We start from the raw sequence: 24138 nt of genomic DNA, 5'->3' as shown, positions 1-24138 counted from the left end.
CTACCGGATGACACCCAGTCGCGAGATGTCGATACCGGATCGCAACCTGTGGGTGTTTGGTATCTGAGAATTCACTGGGTAGCGTCGAGGCATCACCGTGTCCGGAGCGAAGAGGCTCCGGGACGTGCACAGAAGCGCCCTACAGGGAAGGTCACAGAATGCACCACACAGTCACCCGACGGCGAGGACTCATCGCCATCACCGGAGCAGCGATCGCCGCTCTCACCCTGGCGGGATGCGTCGCCAGCGACCGCGGCGATGAGGGGGCAGAGGGCTCCGGCGATGTCGACGGCACGTTCGTCTTCGCCGCATCCTCCGACCCGGCCAGCCTCGACCCCGCCTTCGCGCAGGACGGTGAGACGTTCCGTGTCTCGCGTCAGATCTTCGAAGGGCTCGTCGGCACGAAGCCGGGCACCGCCGACCCGGCACCGCTCCTCGCCGAGTCGTGGGAGTCGTCCGAGGACGGCATGTCCCACACCTTCACCCTCAAAGAGGGCGTGACCTTCCAGGACGGCACCCCGTTCAACGCCGAGGCTGTGTGCTTCAACTTCGACCGCTGGTACAACTGGACCGGCCTGGCCGCGTCCGAGGCCTTCGGGTACTACTACAACAAGCTCTTCAAGGGCTACTCGTCGAACCCCGAGGAGGCCGTCTACAAGTCCTGCGCCCCCGACGGGGACAACAAGGTCACGATCGAGCTGAACAAGCCGTTCGCCGGATTCGTCGCCTCGCTGTCGCTGCCGTCGTTCGGCATGCAGAGCCCGTCCGCGCTCGCCGAGTTCGGCGCTGACGAGGTCGGCGGCTCCGCCGAGGCTCCGCAGCTCTCCGAGTACGCCATGGGGCACCCGGTCGGAACCGGCCCCTACCAGTTCGACGAGTGGGCCCCGGGCGAGCAGCTCACCCTCAAGGCCTACGGCGACTACTGGGGTGAGGCAGGCCAGGTCGACGAGATCATCTTCCGCACCATCGACGACCCGACCGCCCGTCGCCAGGCGCTCGAGTCCGGCTCGATCGACGGCTACGACCTCGTCGGACCCGCTGACACCAAGGCTCTCGAAGACGACGGCTTCACCATGGTGTCGCGCCCGCCGTTCACGATCCTCTACCTGGCGTTCAACCAGGCCGTGCCGGAGCTCCAGGACCCGAAGGTCCGTGAGGCGCTCTCGTACGCGATCGACAAGGACGCGCTGATCAGCCAGGTCCTCCCGGAGGGCACCGAGAAGGCGATCGAGTTCGTGCCGCCCGTCGTGAACGGATACAACCCCGACGTCACGACGTACGACTTCGACCCCGAGAAGGCCAAGTCGCTCCTCGCCGAGGCCGGCTACACCGAGGCCAACCCGCTGAAGCTCGACTTCAACTACCCGGTCAACGTGTCGCGTCCCTACATGCCCGACCCCGAGCAGATCTTCACCGTGCTGTCGTCGCAGCTCGCCGACGTCGGCGTCGAGACCACCCCGGTCTCGGAGGAGTGGGTCGAGTACCTCGACCGCACCACCGGCACCCCGGACCACGGCATCCACCTGCTCGGCTGGACCGGTGACTACAACGACACCGACAACTTCGTCGGCGTCTTCTTCGGCCAGGAGGGTTCGGAGTGGGGCTTCAACAACCCCGACCTGTTCCAGAAGCTGACCGAGGCCCGTGGCGTCGCCAGTCTCGAGGAGCAGACTGCGCTGTACGAGCAGATCAACGAGGATGTCGCGCAGTTCATCCCCGGTGTCCCGCTCGCGCACCCGGCGCCGACCCTGGCGTTCGACCCGCGCGTGAAGAGCTACCCGGCCAGCCCGGTGAACGACGAGGTCTTCACGGACATCGTCCTCACCAAGTAGGTCTGACCATCTGAGGTGCCGTGTTCCGGTCCCCGCGCATCGCGGGGACCGGAACACGGCGTACCTTCCGATCATCGGAGATCTCTTTGCTGCGCACCATCGGCAGGCGACTGCTTTTCCTCGTCCCCACTCTGATCGGCCTCAGCATCCTGCTGTTCGCCTGGGTCAGGGCCCTCCCCGGCGGCCCCGCGGTCGCCCTTCTCGGTGAGAAGGCGACGCCAGAGGCCGTCGCCAGAGTCAACGAGCTGTACGGCTTCGACAGGCCGCTGCTCGAGCAGTACTTCATCTGGATCGGACGCCTCCTCCAGGGAGACTTCGGCACCTCGATCCAGACCAACCGTCCCGTCGTGGAGGAGTTCTTCCGGCGCTTCCCGGCGACCTTCGAGCTGAGCGTCGTTGCGCTCATCTTCGCCGTCGGCGTCGGCATCCCGCTCGGGTACTGGGCCGCTCGCCGGCACGGCAAGCTCACCGACCATGCGTCGGTCGTGCTGAGCCTCGTCGGCATCACGATCCCGGTGTTCTTCCTCGCCTTCATCCTGAAGTACGTCTTCGCGGTGCAGCTGGGCTGGCTGCCGTCCGACGGCCGGCAGAACCCGCGAATAGATGCCACGCATCCGACCGGGTTCTACGTCTGGGACGGCATCATCACCGGCGAGTTCGACGCGTCGTGGGATGCGATCCTGCATCTCATCCTTCCCGCGCTCGCCCTCGGCACGATCCCGCTCGCCATCATCGTCCGCATCACGAGGGCGAGCGTCCTCGAGGTGCAGAACGCGGACTACGTCCGCACCGGACGGGCGAAGGGCGTCGGGTCGTCGACGCTGCGCAGTCGCTTCATCCTGCGCAACGCGATGCTCCCGGTGATCACCACGATCGGCCTCCAGACCGGTCTGCTGATCTCGGGCGCGGTGCTCACCGAGACCGTGTTCGCCTTCCCCGGGATCGGCTCGTTCCTCGCGCGAGCCATCTTCACGAGGGACTTCCCCGTGCTCCAGGGATTCATCATCTTCATCGCAATCGCGTACGCGCTGATCAACCTCGCGGTGGATGTGTCCTACAGCTTCATCGACCCGAGAGTGAGAGTGCAGTGATGTCCCTCACCATCGTCCGCAAGGAGGCCGCATCATGAGCGTCGCACTCCCACCCGCGCAGGGACCGTCCGCGGAGAGCGGCGGCGCCATCGACACCGTCGCGATCGCCCAGGCCGGCCTCAGAGAGGGCTCCGGTGGATTCTGGAGCGATGTGTTCCGTCGGCTCCGCCGCAACCCGACGGCATGGATCGGCGCGGCCATCGTGCTCGCCTTCATCCTCGTCTCCGCTCTCGCACCGCTGCTGGCGCCGTACCCGGAGACCGCGCTCCCCGGGGCGAAGTTCATCACCCCGACCCACATCCCCGGTCCCGGTGAGCTGCCGGAGTTCCCGCTCGGGCTCGACCGCTTCGGCGGCGACGTGCTCTCCAAGCTCATCTGGGGCGCGCAGGCATCGCTCCTGATCGGCGTGATCTCGACGGCCATGGGTCTGGTCGGCGGCATGGTCCTCGGCCTGCTGGCCGGCACCTTCGGCGGATGGGTCGACACGATCATCATGCGTGTCGTCGACATCATCCTGTCGGTGCCGAACCTGCTGCTGGCCGTGTCGATCGCGGCCATCCTCGGGCAGACGCCGTTCGCGGTCATGATCGCGATCGGAGCTTCCCAGGTGCCGATCTTCGCCCGTCTGCTGCGAGCTTCTATGCTGCAGCAGCGGTCGAGCGACTACGTGCTGTCGGCGCAGACGCTCGGCCTCGGCCGCGGTCAGATCACCATGTCGCACGTGCTGCCCAACGCCATCGGCCCGGTCATCGTGCAGGGAACCCTGACGCTGGCCACCGCGGTCATCGATGCGGCCGCGCTGTCGTTCCTCGGTCTCGGCGGCGGTCGCCCCGAGACGGCGGAGTGGGGTCGCATGCTCACCTACGCGCAGGCGGAGCTCGCGATCGCACCGTGGCTGGCCTTCCTGCCCGGTATCTGCATCGCGGTCACCGCGCTCGGCTTCACCCTGCTGGGTGAAGCGCTGCGTGAAGCGATGGATCCCCGGACGAGGGCGCGATGAACGCGCGGGAGGAGGGCGCCATGAGCGCCGCGAAGGAGAATCGGATGCCGGCCGAGCCGTTGCTGTCGGTCCAGGGCCTCGCCGTGGACTTCGCCACGATGGACGGCGTCGTGCACGCCGTCGAGGGCGTGGACCTCGAGATCGCCGCCGGCGAGACCGTCGCGATCGTGGGGGAGTCCGGTTCGGGCAAGTCCACCACCGCGATGGCCATCATCGGCCTGCTGGCCGGGGGTGGGAAGGTCGCCTCCGGCAGCATCCGCCTCGACGGCCGGGAGATCGCGCATGCTCCCGAGAACGAGCTGCGGATGATCCGCGGCCGCGACATCGGCCTCGTGCCGCAGGATCCCATGTCGAACCTGAACCCGGTCGCGAAGATCGGCACGCAGGTGGCCGAGACACTGCTCGCGCACGGTCTCGCCAACCGGCAGAACGTGCAGGCGAAGGTCGTCGAGGCGCTCACCGCCGCGGGGCTTCCCGACCCGGAGCGTCGTGCGAAGCAGTATCCGCATGAGTTCTCCGGCGGCATGCGCCAGCGCGCGCTCATCGCGATCGGCCTGGCGTGCAAGCCTCGCCTGCTGATCGCGGACGAGCCCACCAGTGCGCTCGACGTCACCGTGCAGCACACGATCCTCGACCAGATCGGCGCGATGACGCGCGAACTCGGAACGGCGGTCCTGCTCATCACGCACGACCTGGGTCTCGCCGCCGAGCGCGCCGAGCGGGTCGTCGTGATGCACCGCGGCAAGGTCGTGGAGCAGGGGCCCGCGCGGCAGATCCTCGAGGCTCCGCAGCATCCGTACACCCAGTCGCTCGTGGCGGCGGCGCCGTCGGTCGCGGCCGCGCGTCTGCGGCCGGAGGCGTTCCGCGTCGAGGAGCGCGCGGAGGCTGTGGACGAAGCCGAGGCGGCGAAGCCGAAGGACAACATCGTCGCGATCGAGAACCTCACCAAGGTGTACCCGGTGCGGGGACGCGGCGAGGACTTCGTGGCCGTCGACGACGTGTCGCTCGCGATCCCGCGGGGCGAGACAGTCGCGATCGTGGGGGAGTCCGGCTCGGGCAAGACCACGACCGCACGGATGCTACTGAAGGTGGTCGAGCCGACCAGCGGGCTGATCCGCTTCGAGGGCAAGGACATCTCGTCGTTGAGCCGGGCGGAGACGAAGAACTTCCGTCAGCAGGTGCAGCCGATCTTCCAGGATCCGTACTCGAGTCTGAACCCGATGTTCACGATCGAACGCCTGATCGCAGAGCCGCTGGACTTCTACAAGAGGGGGAGCGGGTCGGACCGGCGAAAGCGCGTGCGGCAGCTGCTCGACGACGTGGCGCTTCCGCAGTCGATGCTGCGCCGCTATCCGTCCGAGCTCTCCGGCGGGCAGCGCCAGAGGGTCGCGATCGCGCGCGCCCTCGCGCTCTCGCCGGACCTGATCGTGTGCGATGAGCCGGTGTCCGCGCTGGACGTGCTCGTGCAGGATCAGATCCTCAAGCTGCTCGGCGACCTGCAGCGGGAGTATGGGCTGAGCTACCTGTTCATCTCGCACGACCTCGCGGTGGTGCGGCTGATCAGCGACTACGTGTGCGTGATGAAGGACGGCAAGCTCGTGGAGGCCGCCTCCTCGGAGGAGATCTTCACGAACCCGCGCGACCCGTACACGCGCCGCCTGCTGGCCTCGATCCCGGGCAACGAGCTGAACATCGCGTCCTGACCGGCGCCGACACCCCGGCTCGCTGTCGAAACCCCCTGCCGCGCGCGGCAGGGGGTTTCGACGTCGGAGCCGGGGTGATGAGGGGCTTTTACCGCAGCTTCCGAGATTGGTCAAGGACTGAGCTTGCCATGTCGCAGAATCACACGTATAGTTGGTAGTTGCGCTCGCTTCTCCCTGCCCTCATATGGTGGTCGGCATTCGTTGAGTCTTTGAGCGCACACTCCACCTGACGACAAAGGAATCGAGAAGCCCTGCGGGGCTCACGGAGGTTATTCCCTTGGCTGCTGCTCGCAACGCATCCACATCCACCACCACCAAGAACGGACGCGGAGCATCCCGTCTTTCGTTCGCCAAGATCTCCGACACCCTGACGGTCCCAGACCTTCTGGCTCTGCAGACCGAATCCTTCGGTTGGCTCGTCGGCAACGACGCCTGGAAGGCGCGCGTGGCCGAGGCCAAGAAGGCCGGCCGCACCGACGTCAACGAGAACTCGGGCCTCGGCGAGATCTTCGAGGAGATCTCTCCCATCGAGGACCTCGGCGAGACGATGCAGCTGTCGTTCACGAACCCGTATCTCGAGCCGGAGAAGTACTCGATCGACGAGTGCAAGGAGCGTGGCAAGACCTACGCCGCTCCGCTGTACGTCGAGGCCGAGTTCATGAACCACCTCACCGGTGAGATCAAGACCCAGACGGTCTTCATGGGCGACTTCCCGCTCCAGACCGACAAGGGCACGTTCATCATCAACGGCTCCGAGCGCGTCGTCGTCTCGCAGCTCGTGCGCTCGCCGGGTGTCTACTTCGACAAGACCCCCGACAAGACGTCCGACAAGGACATCGTCTCGGCGCGCGTCATCCCGAGCCGTGGCGCATGGCTCGAGTTCGAGATCGACAAGCGCGACCAGGTCGGTGTGCGCGTCGACCGCAAGCGCAAGCAGTCCGTCACCGTCTTCCTCAAGGCGCTGGGCATGACGAGCGAGGAGATCCTCGCGGAGTTCGCCGGCTACACCTCGATCGAGGAGACGCTCGCGAAGGACACGATCGTCACGAAGGAAGATGCGCTCCGCGACATCTACCGCAAGCTCCGTCCGGGCGAGCAGGTCGCCGCCGAGGCCGCCCGCGCGCTGCTGGACAACTTCTACTTCAACCCGAAGCGCTACGACCTGGCGAAGGTCGGTCGTTACAAGATTAACCACAAGCTCGGTCTCGACCAGCCGCTGAACTCGTCGGTCCTGACCGTCGAGGACATCGTCGCCACCATCAAGTACCTCGTGCGCCTGCACGCCGGTACCGAGGAGACCTTCACGGGGATCCGCGGTGGCAAGAAGGCCGAGATCCGTCTCGCGACCGACGACATCGACAACTTCGGCAACCGTCGCATCCGCGCGGTCGGCGAGCTGATCCAGAACCAGGTCCGCACCGGCCTGTCCCGCATGGAGCGCGTCGTCCGCGAGCGCATGACCACGCAGGACATCGAGGCGATCACGCCGCAGACCCTGATCAACGTGCGCCCCGTCGTCGCCGCGATCAAGGAGTTCTTCGGAACGTCGCAGCTGTCGCAGTTCATGGACCAGAACAACCCGCTCGCCGGTCTGACGAACAAGCGTCGTCTCTCCGCGCTGGGCCCGGGTGGTCTGTCCCGTGACCGCGCCGGTGTCGAGGTCCGTGACGTCCACCCGTCGCACTACGGCCGCATGTGCCCGATCGAGACGCCGGAAGGCCCGAACATCGGTCTGATCGGTGCGCTCGCGACCTTCGCACGCATCAACTCGTTCGGCTTCATCGAGACCCCGTACCGCAAGGTCGAGGGTGGCGTGGTCACCGAGCACATCGACTACCTGACGGCTTCCGAAGAGGTCGACTTCAACATCGCGCAGGCCAACGCCCCGCTCGATGCCAAGGGTCGCTTCATCGAGAGCCACGTCCTGGCCCGCCCCAAGGGCGGCAGCGGCGAGGTCGACATGTTCCTCCCGGAGGACATCGGCTACATCGACGTCTCCCCGCGCCAGATGGTGTCGGTCGCGACCTCGCTCGTGCCCTTCCTCGAGCACGACGACGCACAGCGCGCCCTCATGGGTGCCAACATGCAGCGTCAGGCTGTGCCGCTGCTCCGCAGCGACTCGCCGCTCGTCGGAACCGGTATGGAGGGCTACACGGCCATCGACGCCGGTGACGTGCTCACCGCCGACAAGGCCGGTGTCGTCTCCGAGGTCTCCGCGGACCGCGTCGTCGTCATGCTCGACGAGGGCGGAACGCAGGAGTACCACCTGCGCAAGTTCGACCGCTCCAACCAGGGCACGTCGTACAACCAGAAGGTCGTCGTCTCCGCCGGTGAGCGCGTCGAGGTCGGAGAGGTCATCGCCGATGGCCCCGCGACCGAGAACGGTGAGCTGGCCCTCGGGAAGAACCTCCTCGTCGCCTTCATGACGTGGGAGGGCTACAACTTCGAGGACGCGATCATCCTCAGCCAGGACCTGGTGAAGGACGACACCCTCTCCTCGATCCACATCGAGGAGTACGAGGTCGACGCCCGCGACACGAAGCTCGGCAAGGAGGAGATCACCCGTGACCTCCCCAACGTCAGCCCTGAGCTGCTGAAGGATCTCGACGAGCGCGGCATCATCCGCATCGGCGCCGAGGTCCGCCCCGGCGACATCCTGGTCGGCAAGGTCACGCCGAAGGGCGAGACCGAGCTGTCGGCCGAGGAGCGTCTGCTCCGCGCGATCTTCAACGAGAAGAGCCGCGAGGTCCGCGACACGTCCCTGAAGGTGCCTCACGGCGAGCAGGGCACGATCATCGCGGTCAAGGAGTTCAACGCCGAGGACGGCGACGACGAGCTCGGCTCCGGCGTGAACCGCCGCGTCGTGGTCTACATCGCCCAGAAGCGCAAGATCACCGAGGGCGACAAGCTCGCCGGCCGCCACGGCAACAAGGGTGTCATCGCGAAGATCCTCCCGATCGAGGACATGCCGTTCCTCGCGGACGGAACTCCGGTCGACATCGTGCTGAACCCGCTCGGCATCCCGGGTCGAATGAACTTCGGCCAGGTCCTGGAGACCCACCTCGGGTGGATCGCGAAGCAGGGCTGGAAGGTCGAAGGCAAGCCGGAGTGGGCAGCGCGTCTGCCCGAGCAGGCGTTCGAGGCCGCCCCCGGCACGAAGGTCGCCACCCCGGTGTTCGACGGTGCGAGCGAGGAGGAGATCGCTGGTCTCCTCGACGCGACCACGCCGACGCGCGACGGTGACCGCCTGATCGGTTCGAGCGGAAAGGCCCAGCTGTTCGACGGCCGCTCCGGCGAGCCGTTCCCGGCGCCGGTCTCCGTGGGCTACATGTACATCCTGAAGCTGCACCACTTGGTCGACGACAAGATCCACGCACGTTCCACGGGTCCGTACTCGATGATCACGCAGCAGCCGCTGGGTGGTAAGGCGCAGTTCGGTGGACAGCGCTTCGGTGAGATGGAGGTGTGGGCCCTCGAGGCCTACGGCGCCGCATACGCGCTCCAGGAGCTCCTCACGATCAAGTCCGACGACATCCTCGGCCGCGTCAAGGTCTACGAGGCGATCGTCAAGGGCGAGAACATCCAGGAGCCGGGCATCCCCGAGTCGTTCAAGGTGCTCATGAAGGAGATGCAGTCGCTCTGCCTGAACGTCGAGGTCCTCTCGGCCGACGGCACGCTGGTCAACCTCCGCGACACCGACGACGAGGCCTTCCGCGCAGCGGAGGAGCTCGGGATCAACATCTCCAGCCGCTTCGAGGCCGCCTCGATCGACGAGATCTAAGGTGAGGGCCGCCAGTGGCGGCCCTCCCTCCCAGACTTCTCAAAAAGAATTCCGACACAGGAGAATCAGTGCTCGAGTCAAACACTTTCGATGAGCTTCGCATCGGCCTCGCCACCGCGGACCACATCCGCGCGTGGTCGTACGGTGAGGTCAAGAAGCCCGAAACCATCAACTACCGCACCCTGAAGCCCGAGAAGGACGGTCTCTTCGGAGAGCAGATCTTCGGGCCGTCCCGCGACTGGGAGTGCGCGTGCGGCAAGTACAAGCGCGTCCGCTTCAAGGGCATCGTCTGCGAGCGCTGCGGCGTGGAGGTCACCAAGAGCTCCGTCCGTCGTGAGCGCATGGGTCACATCGAGCTCGCCGCTCCCGTCACCCACATCTGGTACTTCAAGGGTGTCCCCTCGCGTCTCGGCTACCTGCTCGACATGGCGCCGAAGGACCTCGAGAAGGTCATCTACTTCGCCGCCTACATGGTCATCTCGGTCGACGAGGATGCTCGTCACCGCGACCTGGGCACGCAGGAGAACAACATCCGTCTCGAGCTGAAGACGCTCGGCGACCGTCGTGACGCCAAGATCGCCGAGCGCCTCGCTCGTCTCGAGGAGGAGCTCGCTGCTCTCGAGGCCGAGGGCGCCAAGGCCGACGCCAAGAAGAAGGTGAAGGACGCCGCCGAGAAGGAGATGTCCCTCATCCGCAAGGGCGCCGACGAGGCGATCCTCAAGCTGGAGCGCGTGTGGGAGGACTTCCGCACGCTCGAGGTCGGCGCACTCCGTCCCGAGGACGACGTCTTCCACGAGCTGCAGGACCGCTTCGGTCAGTACTTCGAGGCCTACATGGGCGCCGAGTCGATCCAGCGTCGCCTCGCGGCGTTCGACCTCGCTGCCGAGGCGGAGAACCTGCACCTGCAGATCTCCGAGGGCAAGGGCCAGCGCAAGATCCGCGCGATCAAGCGCCTGAAGGTCGTCAACTCGTTCCTGGAGACCGGCATGAGCCCGGCCGCCATGGTCCTCGACGTCGTTCCGGTGATCCCGCCGGAGCTGCGCCCGATGGTGCAGCTCGACGGTGGCCGCTTCGCAACCTCCGACCTCAACGACCTCTACCGTCGTGTGATCAACCGCAACAACCGTCTTCGTCGTCTGATCGACCTCGGTGCCCCCGAGATCATCGTCAACAACGAGAAGCGGATGCTGCAGGAGGCCGTCGACGCACTGTTCGACAACGGTCGCCGTGGTCGTCCCGTCACCGGTACCGGCAACCGTGCCCTGAAGTCGCTCAGCGACATGCTCAAGGGCAAGCAGGGTCGCTTCCGTCAGAACCTGCTCGGCAAGCGCGTCGACTACTCGGGCCGTTCGGTCATCATCGTCGGACCGCAGCTCAAGCTGCACCAGTGCGGTCTGCCCAAGCAGATGGCTCTGGAGCTCTTCAAGCCGTTCGTGATCAAGCGCCTGATCGACCTCGGTCACTCGCAGAACATCAAGGCGGCCAAGCGTGCGGTCGAGCGCACCCGTCCCGAGGTCTGGGACGTGCTCGAGGAGATCATCCGCGAGCGTCCGGTGCTGCTGAACCGTGCACCCACCCTGCACCGTCTCGGCATCCAGGCGTTCGAGCCGCAGCTCGTCGAGGGCAAGGCCATCCAGCTCCACCCGCTCGTCTGCGCGGCGTTCAACGCCGACTTCGACGGTGACCAGATGGCTGTGCACCTGCCGCTGTCGGTCGAGGCTCAGGCCGAGGCCCGCGTGCTGATGCTCGCGTCGAACAACATCCTGAAGCCGTCCGACGGCCGCCCGGTCACCCTGCCTTCGCAGGACATGATCATCGGTCTGCACCACCTGACCACGGTCAAGGAGGGCGCAGCCGGTGAGGGTCGTGCATTCGGTTCGGTGGGCGAGGCGATCCTGGCCAAGGACGAGGGCACCCTCGACCTGCAGGCCAAGGTCCGCATCCGCATCCCGGGTCTGACGTTCCTCGAGGGCGACGCTCCCGAGGGCTACGAGCGCCACGGCCTCGTCGACGCCTCGCTGGGTCAGGCGATCTTCAACGACACGCTCCCGAAGGGCTACCCCTTCGTCCGCGAGCAGGCTGACAAGAACAAGCTGTCGCAGATCGTCAACAAGCTGGCCGAGGAGTACCCCAAGGTCGAGACCGCCGCTTCGCTGGACCGCATCAAGGATGCCGGTTTCTACTGGGCCACGCGCTCCGGTGTGACCGTCGCCCTGAGTGACATCCTCACCCCGCCGAACAAGGCGGAGATCGTCGCCGGCTACGAGAAGCAGGCCGCGAAGGTCCAGTCGCAGTACGAGAAGGGCCTCACGACCGACACCGAGCGTCGTCAGGAACTCATCAAGATCTGGACCGAGGCGACCGACGAGGTTCAGGCCGCCATGAAGGCGAACTTCCCGGAGGACAACACCATCAACCGCATGGTGTCCTCGGGCGCCCGTGGTAACTGGCTGCAGATCCGGAACATCGCCGGTATGCGTGGTCTGGTGAACAACCCCAAGGGTGAGATCATCCCGCGTCCGATCATCTCCTCCTACCGCGAGGGTCTGTCGGTGGCGGAGTACTTCATCGCGACGCACGGTACCCGTAAGGGTCTGGCCGACACCGCTCTGCGTACCGCCGACTCGGGTTACCTGACCCGTCGTCTGGTGGATGTCTCGCAGGACGTCATCATCCGCGAAGAGGACTGCGGCACGTCGAAGGGCCTCGAGCTCCCGATCGCCGCTCCGAACTCGCAGGGTGAGCTGGTCCGCGACGCGAACGTCGAGAACTCGGTGTTCGCTCGTACCCTGGCCTCCGATGTCGTCAGCGAGTCGGGCGAGGTTCTCGCCTCGGCCGGAGACGACGTGGGCGATGTCCTGATCGACAAGCTGGTCGCTCTCGGTGTCGAGACCATCAAGGTCCGCTCGGTTCTGACCTGCGACTCCGCCGTCGGTGTCTGCGCGCAGTGCTACGGCCGTTCGCTGGCGACGGGTAAGACCGTCGACATCGGCGAGGCCGTCGGCATCATCGCGGCCCAGTCGATCGGTGAGCCCGGTACCCAGCTGACGATGCGTACCTTCCACACCGGTGGTTCCGCGTCGGCAGACGACATCACGCAGGGTCTGCCCCGCGTGCAGGAGCTGTTCGAGGCTCGTACCCCCAAGGGTGCGTCCCCGATCGCCGAGGCCGATGGTCGCATCACGATCGACGAGACCGACAAGGGCAAGAAGGTCATCCTGACGCCCGACAGCGGCGACGAGCCCGTCATCTACCCGGTGCTGCGTCGTGCGACGCTACTCGTGGAAGACGGACAGCACGTCACCGTCGGTCAGCCGATCCTGGTCGGAACGCTCGACCCCAAGGAGATCATGCGCGTCATGGGTGCTCGCGAGGTGCAGCGTTACCTCGTCGGCGGCGTCCAGGGCGTGTACCGCTCGCAGGGTGTGCCGATCCACGACAAGCACATCGAGGTCATCGTCCGTCAGATGCTCCGCAAGGTCACCGTCGTCGATCACGCCGACACGACCCTGCTCCCGGGCGAGATGGTCGACCTCAAGCGCTACCAGGCGATCAACCGCGAGGCTGTCGCCGAGGGCAAGCGTCCGGCCTCCGGTCGTTCGGAGCTGATGGGTATCACGAAGGCGTCGCTCGCGACCGAGTCGTGGCTGTCGGCTGCGTCGTTCCAGGAGACGACCCGTGTGCTCACCGAGGCTGCCATGCAGGGCAAGCGCGACCCGCTGGTCGGTCTCAAGGAGAACGTCATCATCGGTAAGCTCATCCCCGCCGGAACGGGACTCTCGAAGTACCGTGACGTCACGGTCGAGGCGACCGAGGAGGCCAAGAGCGAGCGCTACCCGAACCGGATCTTCGCATCCGACGGTGCGTACGCCGACGGCGACTTCGGTTACGTCGACTTCGACGCGTTCTCGACGGACGACATCACGCCCGGTACGTACAACTGATACAGCTGACGCACTGAGTGACTGAGAAGGCCCCGGGGTTCACCCCGGGGCCTTCTTCGTGCGCGCACGCGCGCGCACGCGCATCCGATCCCTCGCGCGGGGGAGGAGAAATCGTGCCGTGGGGGGACCCGGGCGGTACCACCGGCGGATGGCAGGACGAGGCGGAGACGCTTTGCTGGAGTTGATCGCTCTCGACCGCGGCCAGGAGCCGCGTCGGGGCGGCGTCTCTTCCCGGTCGGACCGAACGAAACTCCTCTCACACATGACATTCCTCACGCGCGCCAGCCTCGCCAACCGCGCCATCGTCGGCCTGATCACGATCGCCGTCGCCGTGTTCGGCATCATCGCGATGTCGTCGCTCCGCCAGGAGCTGACGCCGTCGATGACGCAACCCGGTGCGTACATCTCGGTGAGCTCCAGCGGACTCTCGCCCGACCAGATGGTCCAACTCGCGACCGAGCCCGTCGAAGAGGCCCTCGGCGGGGTGAGCGGACTCACTTCGGTCAGCTCCACCACGCAGAGCGGCAATGCGCAGGTGATGGTCAGCTGGCCGTTCGAGCTCGATGCGGACGAGACGCTTCGCGCGATCAAGGCGGCGGTCGACGGGGCCAAGGCCGCGCTGCCGAAGGACGCCACCGTCGTCGTGCAGTCGGGTTCCGCATCGGAGCTGCCGGCGATGGTTCTGAGCGCGGGCTCGACCACCGATGCCGAGACCTTCGCCGAGGCGCTCGAGCAGAGCGTCCTGCCCGAGATCCGTGCGGTCTCCGGGGTGCGTGCGGCCACGCTCGAAGGCCGCGAGACCCAGCAGGTCGAGGTCTCACTGCGACCGGCCGATGTCGAGCGTCTGAAGGTCGACCCCGCGATGGTGCTCGCGGCGCTGCAGAGCAACGGCGCGGTGCTGTCCGCCGGTCAGGTCGGCACGGATGAGGGGCAGGTCGCGGTCAACGTCGGCCCTGGCACCGACAGCATCGAGGCCATCGCCGCGCTTCCCCTGCAGGTCACCGAGGGCGCGGTGCAGATCCAGGATGTCGCCGACGTCACGCTGAAGCCCCAGCCGGCAGGCTCGCTCTCGCGCGTGAACGGCAAAGCCGCCCTCACGATCCAGGTGATGCCCGCTCTTGGGGCGAACGCCGTCGAGATCTCGCACGGCGTCACCGCGATCCTCGATCGATACAGCGACTCGCTGAAGGCCGAGTTCGTTCCGATCTTCGATCAGGCGCCCTACATCGAGCAGTCGATCGAAGACCTCTCGACCGAGGGTGGTCTCGGGCTGCTCTTCGCGGTCATCATCATCTTCGCGTTCCTGCGCTCGTGGCGTTCGACGATCATCGCGGCCGTTTCGATCCCGCTGTCGCTGCTCATCACGATGATCGCGCTGCTCTGGACAGACAACACGCTCAACATCTTCACGCTCGCCGCGCTCACGATCGCGATCGGACGCGTCGTGGACGATTCGATCGTCGTGATCGAGAACATCAACAGGCACGCCGAGAGGAAAGTACCGACGGTCGCGGACATCGTCGCCTCGGTCAAGCAGGTGTCGGGTGCGATCATCGCCTCGACGGCCACGACGATCGCGGTCTTCCTGCCGATCGCCTTCGTGTCGGGTGTCACCGGACAGCTGTTCCGTCCGTTCTCGATCACGGTGACGATCGCGCTCGCCGCGTCGCTCGTGGTCGCGCTGACGATCGTCCCGGTCCTGGCGTACGTCTTCCTGAGGTCCCGCGGGGCGCGACGCTCCGCAGCGGTGACCGCGGGCGGTGTGACCGCCGCATCGGAGGCGGAAGCCCCCGTCGAGGATGCCGAGTCGTTCGCACGCGCCGAGATGAGCGCACCGGAGGATCGGCTGCAGCGGGGGTTCATGTCCTTCCTCGGGGCGACGCATCGGCGTCCGGTCATCACGCTCGCCGCGTCGACGGCCGTGCTGCTGGGGACATTCGTCCTCGCGACGCAGATCCCCACGGACTTCCTCGGCGAGTCCGGCCAGCAGAGCATCACCGTGACGCAGACCCCGGAGAAGGCGGCCACCGTCGAGGATCGCGTCGCGGCGGCCGAGCCGGTCGAGCGTGCGCTGCAGGGTGTCGAGGGCGTCGAAAGCGTCCGGTCCACGATCCCCGGAGCATCCACGAGTGCCGGCGAGGAGAACATCAACACGTTCGACGTCACGCTCGAGAAGGGTGCGAAGGCCGCGGAGGTCCAGGACGGGATCGATCGGAAGCTCGCGAAGCTCGGTGACCCCGAGCAGTTCGAGGTGCAGACGGCGGATGCCGGCGGCGGGGGAGCAGGGATCGACCTGCGCGTGATCGGCGACGATCCGAAGGCGCTGGCAGCGGCGAGCGACTCCCTCATCGAGGCGCTCGAGAAGGAGAAGAGCGTCCAGAGCGCTTCGAGTGATCTCAGCGGGGAGCAGCCGATCGTGCAGGTCGCGGTGGATCCTCTCAAGGCAGCGGCTCTCGGTTTCGATCAGCAGCAGATCGCGGCAGCCATCACGGCTGCCCTGAACGGGACGCCGGCGGGAAGCGTGGTGCTCGACGGGCGAGAGCGTGACATCGTCATCCGCACCGGAGCCGTCAGCGGAGGAGCCGACGCGGTCGCCGCGATGGCGCTCCCGGTGACGTCCAAGCAGACCGCAGCTGCGCAGAAGGCGGCGCTCGATGCGCTGGAGGCCCAGCAGAAGCAGAAGGCGGAGGAGCAGACGGCGAAGGCCGCCCGCGAGATGGACGACCAGATCGCCGAAGCGAGCACTCAGCGCTCGCAGCTCGGAGAACAGCTCGGCTCCCTGCGAAGCCAGCTCGCCCAGCTGGAGGCATCCGCACCCGTGGTGCCGGCACCGCAGACACCGGAGACGCAGGCGGCGATCGACGCCGAACGCGAGCGTCAGGAGCAGATCGCGGGGATGCTGTCGGCGATCGGGCAGGCGCAGGCCGGCATCGAGGCCGCTGACGCGCAGATCGCACAGCTCCGCGAGGGCCGTGCCGAGTCCGCTGCGCAGCAGGAGGAGGCCACGCGCCTCGAGGCAGAGCAGAAGGCGGCATCCGAGGTGCGAGGCACGGCCGTGCGGGTCGGCGATGTCGCGACCGTGACCGAGGAGATGACGGCACCGTCGATCTCGCGGGTCGGCGGCGAGCGGGTCGTGACGATCACGGTCACCCCGAAGAGCGGTCAGCTCGACGCAGCCACGAAGGCCCTGGACGCGGCCACGGCGCAGTTCGACCTCCCCGCAGGTGCACGCTTCGAAGTGGCCGGCGTCTCCGCCGATCAGGATGATGCCTTCGGACAGCTCGGCCTCGCCATGCTCGCGGCGATCGCGCTGGTCCTGCTGGTGATGGTGATGACCTTCCGCAACCTGCGTCAGCCGACGATTCTGCTCATCGCCGTGCCGTTCGCCGCCACCGGTGCGATCGTCGGACTGCTGCTCACCGGCACGCCGCTCGGCCTCCCGGCGCTGATCGGACTCCTGATGCTCATCGGCATCGTGGTGACCAACGCGATCGTGCTGCTCGACCTGGTCAACAAGCTGCGCGAGGGTGGGGCCGATCTTGCTGAGGCGGTCTACCACGGAACGCGACTGCGTCTGCGCCCGATCCTGATGACGGCGACGGCGACGATCTTCGCGCTGCTCCCGATGGCGTTCGGGATCACGGGAGGCGGGGTGTTCATCTCCCGTCCGCTCGCGATCGTCGTGATCGGCGGCCTCATCAGCTCGACCCTTCTCACGCTGGTGCTCGTGCCGATCCTGTACCTGCTGCTCGAACGCTCGCGCGAGCGCCGCATGGCCAAGCGTGCAGACCGGCGGGCGCGGCGCGAGCAGGAGAAGCTCGACGCGCAGGAGCCGGGTGAGGACGAGGGCGTCGCGGTCTTCGACGACGGCTCCGAGGGCACGGACGACAGCGTGCCGGCGGTGCAGCGCGAGTGAGCGCCCGACCGCCGGCCGGCGCGCGGTCGTCAGTCGAAGATGTGCGCGACGATCGACGACGTGTAGCCGGACGGCGACAGGTTGGAGTACCGGGTGTCGATCATGATGTCGTCACGCCAGAACAGCGTGCGTCCGTCGGTCACCGGATACTGCGTGTTCGGCCAGGTCTTCTCGCAGCGGGTGCCGCCGTCGGGGGTGAAGCAGGCGAAGCCCTCGGTGTCGGCGAGTGCGTTGAGCATGTCGAGCGCCGGGCCGCGGTTCATGGCGGAGATCGTCGTGACGAGCCTGGTGGTGTCGGCTCGGGGATCCGCCCAGACGCACGTGAGCGTGCCGTCGGTGCCGACGCCGGACGGGCCGAACGCGGCGTCGTTGAGGGGCGTGCCCTCGAGCTGGGCGAGTACGTCGTCGGAGAGGATCGCGCGGCAGTCCGTCGGCAGCGCGACGCCCTTCGCGGTCGGCGAAGGGCTGGGGGACGGCGTTCCGGTCTCGACGGGGCCATCGGATGCTCCGGCCGACGGACTCGGCGATCCGCCCGCGTTTCCCGAGTCGTCGGATGCCGGTCCGCACGCGGTGAGGACGGCCACGAGGAGGAGTGCCGCGGCGCCTGCGGGGAATCGCGCGTTCATGGCCACACCGTAGCGCGGTTGCGGTTCGGGGGACAGCATTCGTGCGGCACGCTCGCAGTGGCGCGTCGCGGTAGGGTCGGCGGATGAGCATCGAGACTTCCACCGCAGGATCCGTCGTCGTGATCGGCGATGCCCTGATCGACGAGATCCGCGACGATTCGGGTGTGCGGGAGTTGGTCGGCGGGGCCGCGCTCAACGTGGCTGTCGGGCTCCGACGTCTCGGCGTCGCGACGACGCTCATCGCGATGGTCGGCGAGGACGAGGCCGGAGCGCACATCCGCGAATACCTCTCCGATCACGGAGTGCGTCTCATCGAGAGCGCGGCTCCGCACGGCTCCTCGCGTGCAGTCGTCCAGCGCGCGGCCGACGGGGAGCCCGACTACGTCTTCAACGAAGCGGCCCGGAAGCGCAGCATCCGCTATTCCGGCGAAGCTCGCCAGGCCATCGCGGAGGCGGGACTGGTCGCGATCAGCTGCTTCCCCTTCGACGTGCCCGCCGAGGTGGACGCCCTGCTCGAGGCCTCAGCGGGGGCGCGCCTGGCGATCGATCCGAATCCGAGGACCGGCATGCTGAGCGATCGGGCCGAGTTCGTGAGGGGCTTCGAGCGGGCCGCGGCGGGTGCCGACATCGTCAAGGTCGGCGCCGACGACGCGACGATCCTGTACGACGGCGACCTCGACGTGCTGCGCGCCCGACTCCGCGGCCTCGGAGTCGGGGCCGTGCTCGCGACGGCGGGTGCCGACGGTGCGCTCCTCGAGACGGATTCCGGGACCGCTGCGGCCCCGATCTCGGACCTCCCCGGCCGCGTCGTCGACACCGTGGGCGCGGGGGATGCGACCCTCTCGGCGGTCGCCGCCGGCCTCGTCGCGGGGAGCCCCGCAACGCTCGACGAGTGGCGCGCGCTGCTCACCCGGGCCATGGACATCGCCGCCGCGACGTGCCGCGCCGAGGGTGGCCTGCTCCGCACGCCGGAGTCGCTCGAGGAGGCCGAACGAGGCGTCTTCGGCAGCTGAGGGGCCGATTTCATGTGCCCGCGTCTGACGGGTATGATGGTCTTTCGTGCCCCCGGTTGGCTGTTCAAGTCGGACGGGTGCGCTCTGGCGAGTTACCCAAGCGGCCAAAGGGATCTGACTGTAAATCAGACTGCATCGCATTCGGGGGTTCGAATCCCTCACTCGCCACCAGCGCAGATCACACGCAACAAGCCCCGGTAGCCCGGGGCTTGTTGCGTTTCTCCCCGCGTTTCGAACGGCCGCGTGCCCGATACAGTGACCTCATGATGAACCTCACGGGCGTCTCCGTCGTCGCCCTTCGCGAGGCGCTGTGAGCGCGCCGGCAGGCTGGTACTCCGACGCTGCGGGCGCTCCGCGCTGGTGGGACGGGTATGGGTGGGCCGAGGAATATCGGGTGCCGCCCGACCCGCTGCCGCCGCAGGTCGCTCCGGGAACGAGTTCGCGCACGGTCTGGGTGTGGCTCATCGTGCTTCTTCCGCTGCTGAGCCTCTTCCCGTTGTTCTTGTATCTCGACCAGATGCTGCGAGGAATGGTCGACCTCGTGGCACTGTTCCCCACCAGCGGTTCGGCTCCTGACCCCCAGCGCCTCCTCGCAGCGGAGCTGAGCCTCATCTTCAATCCTTGGCTTCTCGTCATGACGGTCATCGGATGGGGGTCCGCCGCCCTGTACGTGTGGTTCGCGTTCCTCGATGCGCGAGAGCTCGAGCGTCGCGGCTTCGCAGCCCCGTTCCCCTGGCTGTGGAGCCTGCTGTCGCCGCTCGTGTACGTGATCGGGCGCCACGCCGTCATCCGACGCCGAGGAGGGAAGGGGGCAGCTCCTCTCTTCGTGACGATCGCGATCCAGGTCGCCGTCTTCGTCGCGACGATGGTCTGGACTGTGGTGTTGATGTTTCAAGTGACTGCGGCCATCCTCCCTGGGAAGTGATCCAGCCGGTGTTCGACGACGCCCTCCGGTGACAATCACTCCGTGACACCGAGGCCCTGCGTCCGCCACACTGAGTCCCATGGGATCAGCGTTGACCACCATCGGATTACCCGTCGCCCTCGGCATCATCATGCTGGGGCTCGGACTCAGCCTCACCCTCGCCGACTTCGCGCGGGTGCTGAAGCAGCCCAAGGCGGTGATCATCGCGCTGCTGTGTCAGCTGCTGCTGCTTCCGGCGATCTGCTTCGGCCTGGTGCTCGCGTTCCAGCTCCCGCCGATCCTCGCGGTCGGCATGATGATGCTCGCCGCATCGCCCGGCGGCACGACGGCCAACCTGTACAGCCACCTGTTCCGGGGTGACATCGCGCTCAACATCTCGCTGACAGCGGTGAACTCGGTGATCGCGGTGATCACGCTCCCGCTCATCACGAACTTCGCCATCGCCTACTTCCAGCCGTTCGACGACAGGCTCGGACTGCAGTGGTCGAAGGCGCTCGAGGTGTTCGCGATCGTCCTCCTGCCGGTCGCGCTCGGAATGCTGATCCGCCGGTTCTGGCCGCGGTTCGCCTCGGGCATGGACAAGCCCGTGCGCATCGCATCCGTGATCATCCTGATCGTCGTGATCGCCGGTGCCGTGGCGTCGAACTGGGCGCTCCTCGTCGCCAACTTCACCCAGCTCGCCCTGATCACCGTGCTGTTCTGCGTGATCAGCCTGACCATCGGGTTCCTCGTCCCGCGGTGGCTCCGGGTGGGCAAGCGGCAGGCCATCGCCACCTCGTTCGAGATCGGCATCCACAACGCCACGCTCGCGATCGTGATCGCGCAGTCCGTGCTCGGCTCGGTCGAACTGAGCCTCCCCGCGGCGGTCTACGGCGTGCTGATGTTCTTCATCGCTTTCGGATTCGGATTCCTCATCCGCGACCGGTCGGCGGCGGAAGCGGAAGCCCCGGCCTCGACGGCACCAGAGGGTTCATAGACTGGAACGATGCGAGCGCTCACCGAAGCCGAAGTCCGGGCATCGTTCGTCAATGCGGACGAGGGAGAGCTGCGCACCCTCGAGATGCCGCACGACTTCGTGCTCGTCGACTGGGACTACCTCGACTTCTTCGCGTGGCGGGACCCGAGTGCGGCCAAGCGGGGGTACGTCCTGATCCAGCACGAGGGCGGCGTCGCCGGGGTCGTGCTTCGTGCGTCCGAATCGGGCAGGGGGCGCTCCGGCATGTGCAACATCTGCCACACGATGCAGCCCGGGAACCAGGTCGCCCTGCTCTCCGCACGCCGCGCCGGAGAGGCGGGCCGTCGCGGAGACTCCTTCGGCACCTACATCTGCGCGGACCTCTCCTGCCACGAGAACGTGCGGCTGGCGCACCCTCTCGCGCCGAACGAGGTGCGCTCACCCGGGCAGGTGGACTTCCGGCTCGACGGAACCCGTCGGCGGATGGAGGCGTTCGTCTCGCGCGTCTGGGCGCAGGACTGATCGCGGTTACGCTGGACCCACACGTCCCATGCTCGAAGGAGAAGCCATGAGCGATGCCATCCTGTTCTCGGTCGATGAGGGGATGGCGCGGCTCACGCTGAACCGTCCGACCCGGCTCAACGCATTCAACGCCGACCTCGCCCACGCCTGGAAGGACGTGACGGCCGAGGCCACGTCGAGAGCGGATGTGAAGGCGATCCTGCTGGACGCCTCCGGCCCGGCCTTCTGCGCCGGTGGCGACGTCATCGACATGGCAACGACGATGGGGTCGTCCTCCGGTGCCGACATCACGGCGCTCGCCGAAGTGATCAACGCCGGCATCCGCTCGCTCACCGAATCGTCGGTGCCCGTCGTCGCCGCGGCGCATGGGACGACGGCCGGCGGAGGGCTCGGCATCCTGCTCTGCAGCGACTACGCCGTCGTCGGATCGCGTTCCCGGCTCGGCAGCCTCTACGCGAACATCGGTCTCACTCCCGACCTGTCGGTCTCGGCGCAGCTCGCGCGCGCGGTCGGACAGCGCCGCGCGCTGCAGCTCGTTCTGCAGGATCGCCTTCTCACCGCCCAGGAGGCGGTCGAGTGGGGCCTCGTCGCGGAGGCTGTCGAGGGAGAGGATGCCGCGGCCGAGGCGGAGCGGGTGCGGGCGCGTGGTGAGGAGATCGCGCGTTTCTGGCTGGCCGGAGCCGCCGACGCGTACGGACAGGCGAAGCACCTGGTGCGTTCTCAGCCGGAGCGCTCGTTCGTCGAACAGCTGAGCGAGGAGGCCCGTTCGATCGGGGCCGCCCTCGAGACTCCGGATGCGCAGGCGCGGGTCGCGGCCTTCGCGGCGGCATCCGCGAGGAGATCCGTCTGACTGCTCCTGCACCGCCAGCACTTCCGCGATGACTTCGCCCGGTTCGGGCGGCCGCCGTGGCAACAGGCCGCGCGCGTGGCAGGATGAGGGCAACGCCGCTCAACGAGAGGATGGCCATGTCTCAGCCGGACACCACCGCGCATCAATCGACGCAGGGTGAGAAGAAGAACATGTCGCTGCTCATCAGGGGGGCGATCTGGATCGCCATCGGCGCGCTCATCGCGGCCGCTCTCGTGTGCGTCGTCTGGGTGCTGATCGGCGATCAGGACGGCCTGATCGGTCGGGCGTTCCTGACCATCCTGCTCCTGGCCGCCTTCGCCGGCATCGCGATCCTCGAAGCGGGGCTCGCGCCGAACAGGCCGGACTGGCTGGCTCTCGCCAGCATGGTGACGTGGATCGTCGCACTCCTCGTCGGCGCCGTGAAGATCTGGCTTCCCGAGGAAGACGGCTACTTCACCGGTGCGGAGCGGTTCTTCCAGCTGCTGCTCGTCATCGGCATCCTGCAGCTCGCCCTGCTCCACGTGCGTCTCTTCACTCCCGCGGCGCGGCGCCACGTGACGACGTTCACCCGGATCATCTACATCGCGACGATCGTGTTCCTGGGCGGCCTCGTCGGCCTGCTCATCTTCTACCTGGCCTTCCCGCACAGCTTCGACTACGGCGAGCTCTACTGGCGCATAGTGGTCGCGCTGACGATCCTCGCAGCCGTCGGCACGACGCTCATCCCGCTCCTGAACGCGCTCTTCGCGCCGAAGAAGCCTTCGCAGGCATCCGCCGCGATCGCCGCCGCTCCGGCCTGGCCCACGTACGCCGACGGCCTCACCCCGCTCCCCGTGCTTCCCGACGGAAGTCCGGACTGGAACGCCTACTACACGGGCTACCCGACCGTCGCGCCGCAGCAGCAGGCACTCGGGCAGGCGCCGGCAGCGGCGTTCCCTGTGATCCCGGAGCCTGTCGCGCCGCAGTACGCGCAGCCGTTCACCCCGCCTGCCCCGCAGGCGCCCGAGGTCCCTGCGGCTCCGCAGCAGGCGGCACCGCCCGCGTTCCCGCCGCCCCCGCCTGCCCCGCAGCACCCCGCACCGTGACGCTCGAGGGCGAGCTCAAGGATCTCGCGACGGAGATCGCGCGCGAGGCCGGAGAGCTCGCGCTCCGCCGTCGCCGCGATGGTGTGCACCTCGCCGCCACCAAGTCGACGATCGCCGACATCGTCACCGAAGCCGACCGCGAGGTCGAGGCGCTGATCCGCGAGCGGGTCGACGCCGCCCGCCCGGACGACGGGTTCCTCGGTGAGGAGTCCGGCGCCGACCGCGGGACGAGCGGCATCACCTGGGTCGTCGATCCGATCGACGGCACCGTCAACTACGCCTACGGCATGCCGGCGTACAACGTGAGCATCGCCGCCGTGCGCGGCTCGGCCGAGCCCGAATCGTGGGAGGCGCTCGCCGCCGCGGTCAACGCCCCGGCGCTCGGAGAACTCTTCACCGCGGCTCGTGGACATGGCGCCTGGGCGGGGGAGACCCGCCTCGCGGTCACATCGGACACATCGGCCGGGGCTCTGCTCGCCACCGGCTTCGGCTACGACCCGGCCACGCACGACGGCGACCTCGCGACCGTGCGACGGGTGATGACGATGGCCCGGGATCTGCGCAGATCGGGATCGGCCGCGCTCGACCTCGCGTACGTCGCCGCGGGGCGACTCGACGGCTACTTCGAACGAGGGCTCAAGCCGTGGGATTTCGCGGCGGGGGCGCTCCTCGTCGAGGAGGCCGGCGGTCTGGTCTCGCGCCACGACCTCGATTCGGCGAGGCCGATGCTGATCGCCGGAGGGCCCGAGGTGCATGCGCGCCTCCTCGCGCTGCTCGGCGAGAAACACTGAGCCGTTCATGGCATTCCCAGGCGGATACCGGTAGGGTTTTATGCGATCGTTACTTTCACCACCCGAAGGTGAAAGCTGAGTTTGCGCCCCCGAGCTTGACGCAC

The 24138-nt window shown here is 67.5% G+C and carries 15 protein-coding genes and 1 tRNA gene; 15 read left to right on the top strand and 1 reads right to left on the bottom strand.

Annotation, left to right across the window (positions count from 1 at the left end; all coding sequences use genetic code 11):
• Nucleotides 1-158: 158 nt before the first annotated feature.
• From ABD648_RS07435 to ABD648_RS07405, 7 genes are all read left to right on the top strand, one after another.
• Nucleotides 159-1832: an ABC transporter substrate-binding protein gene (locus tag ABD648_RS07435; protein ID WP_223626776.1), complete on the top strand. Its 1674-nt coding sequence runs from the start codon at nt 159-161 to the stop codon at nt 1830-1832.
• Between the two features lie 86 nt (nt 1833-1918).
• Nucleotides 1919-2923: an ABC transporter permease gene (locus tag ABD648_RS07430; protein WP_282214327.1), complete on the top strand. Its 1005-nt coding sequence runs from the start codon at nt 1919-1921 to the stop codon at nt 2921-2923.
• 34 nt (nt 2924-2957) lie between these two features.
• The gene (locus ABD648_RS07425) at nt 2958-3923 is read left to right on the top strand and encodes an ABC transporter permease (RefSeq protein WP_282214326.1); all 966 of its coding nucleotides are present in this window, start codon (nt 2958-2960) and stop codon (nt 3921-3923) included.
• A gap of 20 nt (nt 3924-3943) precedes the next feature.
• On the top strand, nt 3944-5626 hold the full coding sequence (locus ABD648_RS07420; protein WP_282214325.1) for an ABC transporter ATP-binding protein: 1683 nt from the start codon (nt 3944-3946) through the stop codon (nt 5624-5626).
• Between the two features lie 277 nt (nt 5627-5903).
• A complete protein-coding gene (gene rpoB / locus ABD648_RS07415) occupies nt 5904-9407 on the top strand; it encodes a DNA-directed RNA polymerase subunit beta (RefSeq protein WP_282214324.1) in 3504 nt (1167 codons plus the stop codon).
• Between the two features lie 68 nt (nt 9408-9475).
• Nucleotides 9476-13351 carry a DNA-directed RNA polymerase subunit beta' gene (gene rpoC / locus ABD648_RS07410; protein ID WP_282214323.1) on the top strand — a complete coding sequence of 1292 codons (3876 nt, stop codon included), beginning with the start codon at nt 9476-9478 and terminating at the stop codon, nt 13349-13351.
• A 262-nt stretch (nt 13352-13613) separates the two neighbouring features.
• On the top strand, nt 13614-17267 hold the full coding sequence (locus tag ABD648_RS07405; RefSeq protein ID WP_282214322.1) for an efflux RND transporter permease subunit: 3654 nt from the start codon (nt 13614-13616) through the stop codon (nt 17265-17267).
• A 29-nt stretch (nt 17268-17296) separates the two neighbouring features.
• Here the strand turns inward: ABD648_RS07405 and ABD648_RS07400 are convergent, their stop codons facing one another.
• Nucleotides 17297-17893 carry a hypothetical protein gene (locus ABD648_RS07400; protein WP_282214321.1) on the bottom strand — a complete coding sequence of 199 codons (597 nt, stop codon included), beginning with the start codon at nt 17891-17893 and terminating at the stop codon, nt 17297-17299.
• A gap of 83 nt (nt 17894-17976) precedes the next feature.
• Between ABD648_RS07400 and ABD648_RS07395 the strand changes: the two genes are divergently transcribed.
• The 8 genes from ABD648_RS07395 to ABD648_RS07360 all read left to right on the top strand — a co-directional run bounded on the left by ABD648_RS07395 (nt 17977) and on the right by ABD648_RS07360 (nt 24034).
• Nucleotides 17977-18906, top strand: a complete 930-nt coding sequence (locus ABD648_RS07395; protein ID WP_282214320.1) for a PfkB family carbohydrate kinase — start codon at nt 17977-17979, stop codon at nt 18904-18906.
• 86 nt (nt 18907-18992) lie between these two features.
• Nucleotides 18993-19077 (top strand) — tRNA-Tyr (locus ABD648_RS07390).
• A 139-nt stretch (nt 19078-19216) separates the two neighbouring features.
• A complete protein-coding gene (locus ABD648_RS07385; protein ID WP_282214319.1) occupies nt 19217-19831 on the top strand; it encodes a hypothetical protein in 615 nt (204 codons plus the stop codon).
• Nucleotides 19832-19910: 79 nt separating this feature from the next.
• A complete protein-coding gene (locus ABD648_RS07380) occupies nt 19911-20807 on the top strand; it encodes a bile acid:sodium symporter family protein (protein ID WP_282214318.1) in 897 nt (298 codons plus the stop codon).
• Between the two features lie 9 nt (nt 20808-20816).
• Nucleotides 20817-21308, top strand: coding sequence for an FBP domain-containing protein (locus tag ABD648_RS07375; protein ID WP_282214317.1), 492 nt, complete (start codon nt 20817-20819; stop codon nt 21306-21308).
• Between the two features lie 46 nt (nt 21309-21354).
• Nucleotides 21355-22158 carry an enoyl-CoA hydratase/isomerase family protein gene (locus ABD648_RS07370; RefSeq protein ID WP_282214316.1) on the top strand — a complete coding sequence of 268 codons (804 nt, stop codon included), beginning with the start codon at nt 21355-21357 and terminating at the stop codon, nt 22156-22158.
• A 116-nt stretch (nt 22159-22274) separates the two neighbouring features.
• Nucleotides 22275-23243 carry a hypothetical protein gene (locus tag ABD648_RS07365; protein ID WP_282214315.1) on the top strand — a complete coding sequence of 323 codons (969 nt, stop codon included), beginning with the start codon at nt 22275-22277 and terminating at the stop codon, nt 23241-23243.
• A complete protein-coding gene (locus tag ABD648_RS07360) occupies nt 23240-24034 on the top strand; it encodes an inositol monophosphatase family protein (RefSeq protein WP_282214314.1) in 795 nt (264 codons plus the stop codon). The genes ABD648_RS07365 and ABD648_RS07360 overlap by 4 nt, the downstream gene beginning before the upstream one ends.
• Nucleotides 24035-24138: the final 104 nt, after the last annotated feature.

The sequence above is a fragment of the Microbacterium luteolum genome, assembly GCF_039533965.1.
In the GTDB taxonomy this organism is placed as follows: Bacteria; Actinomycetota; Actinomycetes; order Actinomycetales; family Microbacteriaceae; genus Microbacterium; species Microbacterium luteolum.
Note: the sequence above shows the minus strand (reverse complement) of the source record. Positions and strands in the feature narration are given on the sequence as shown.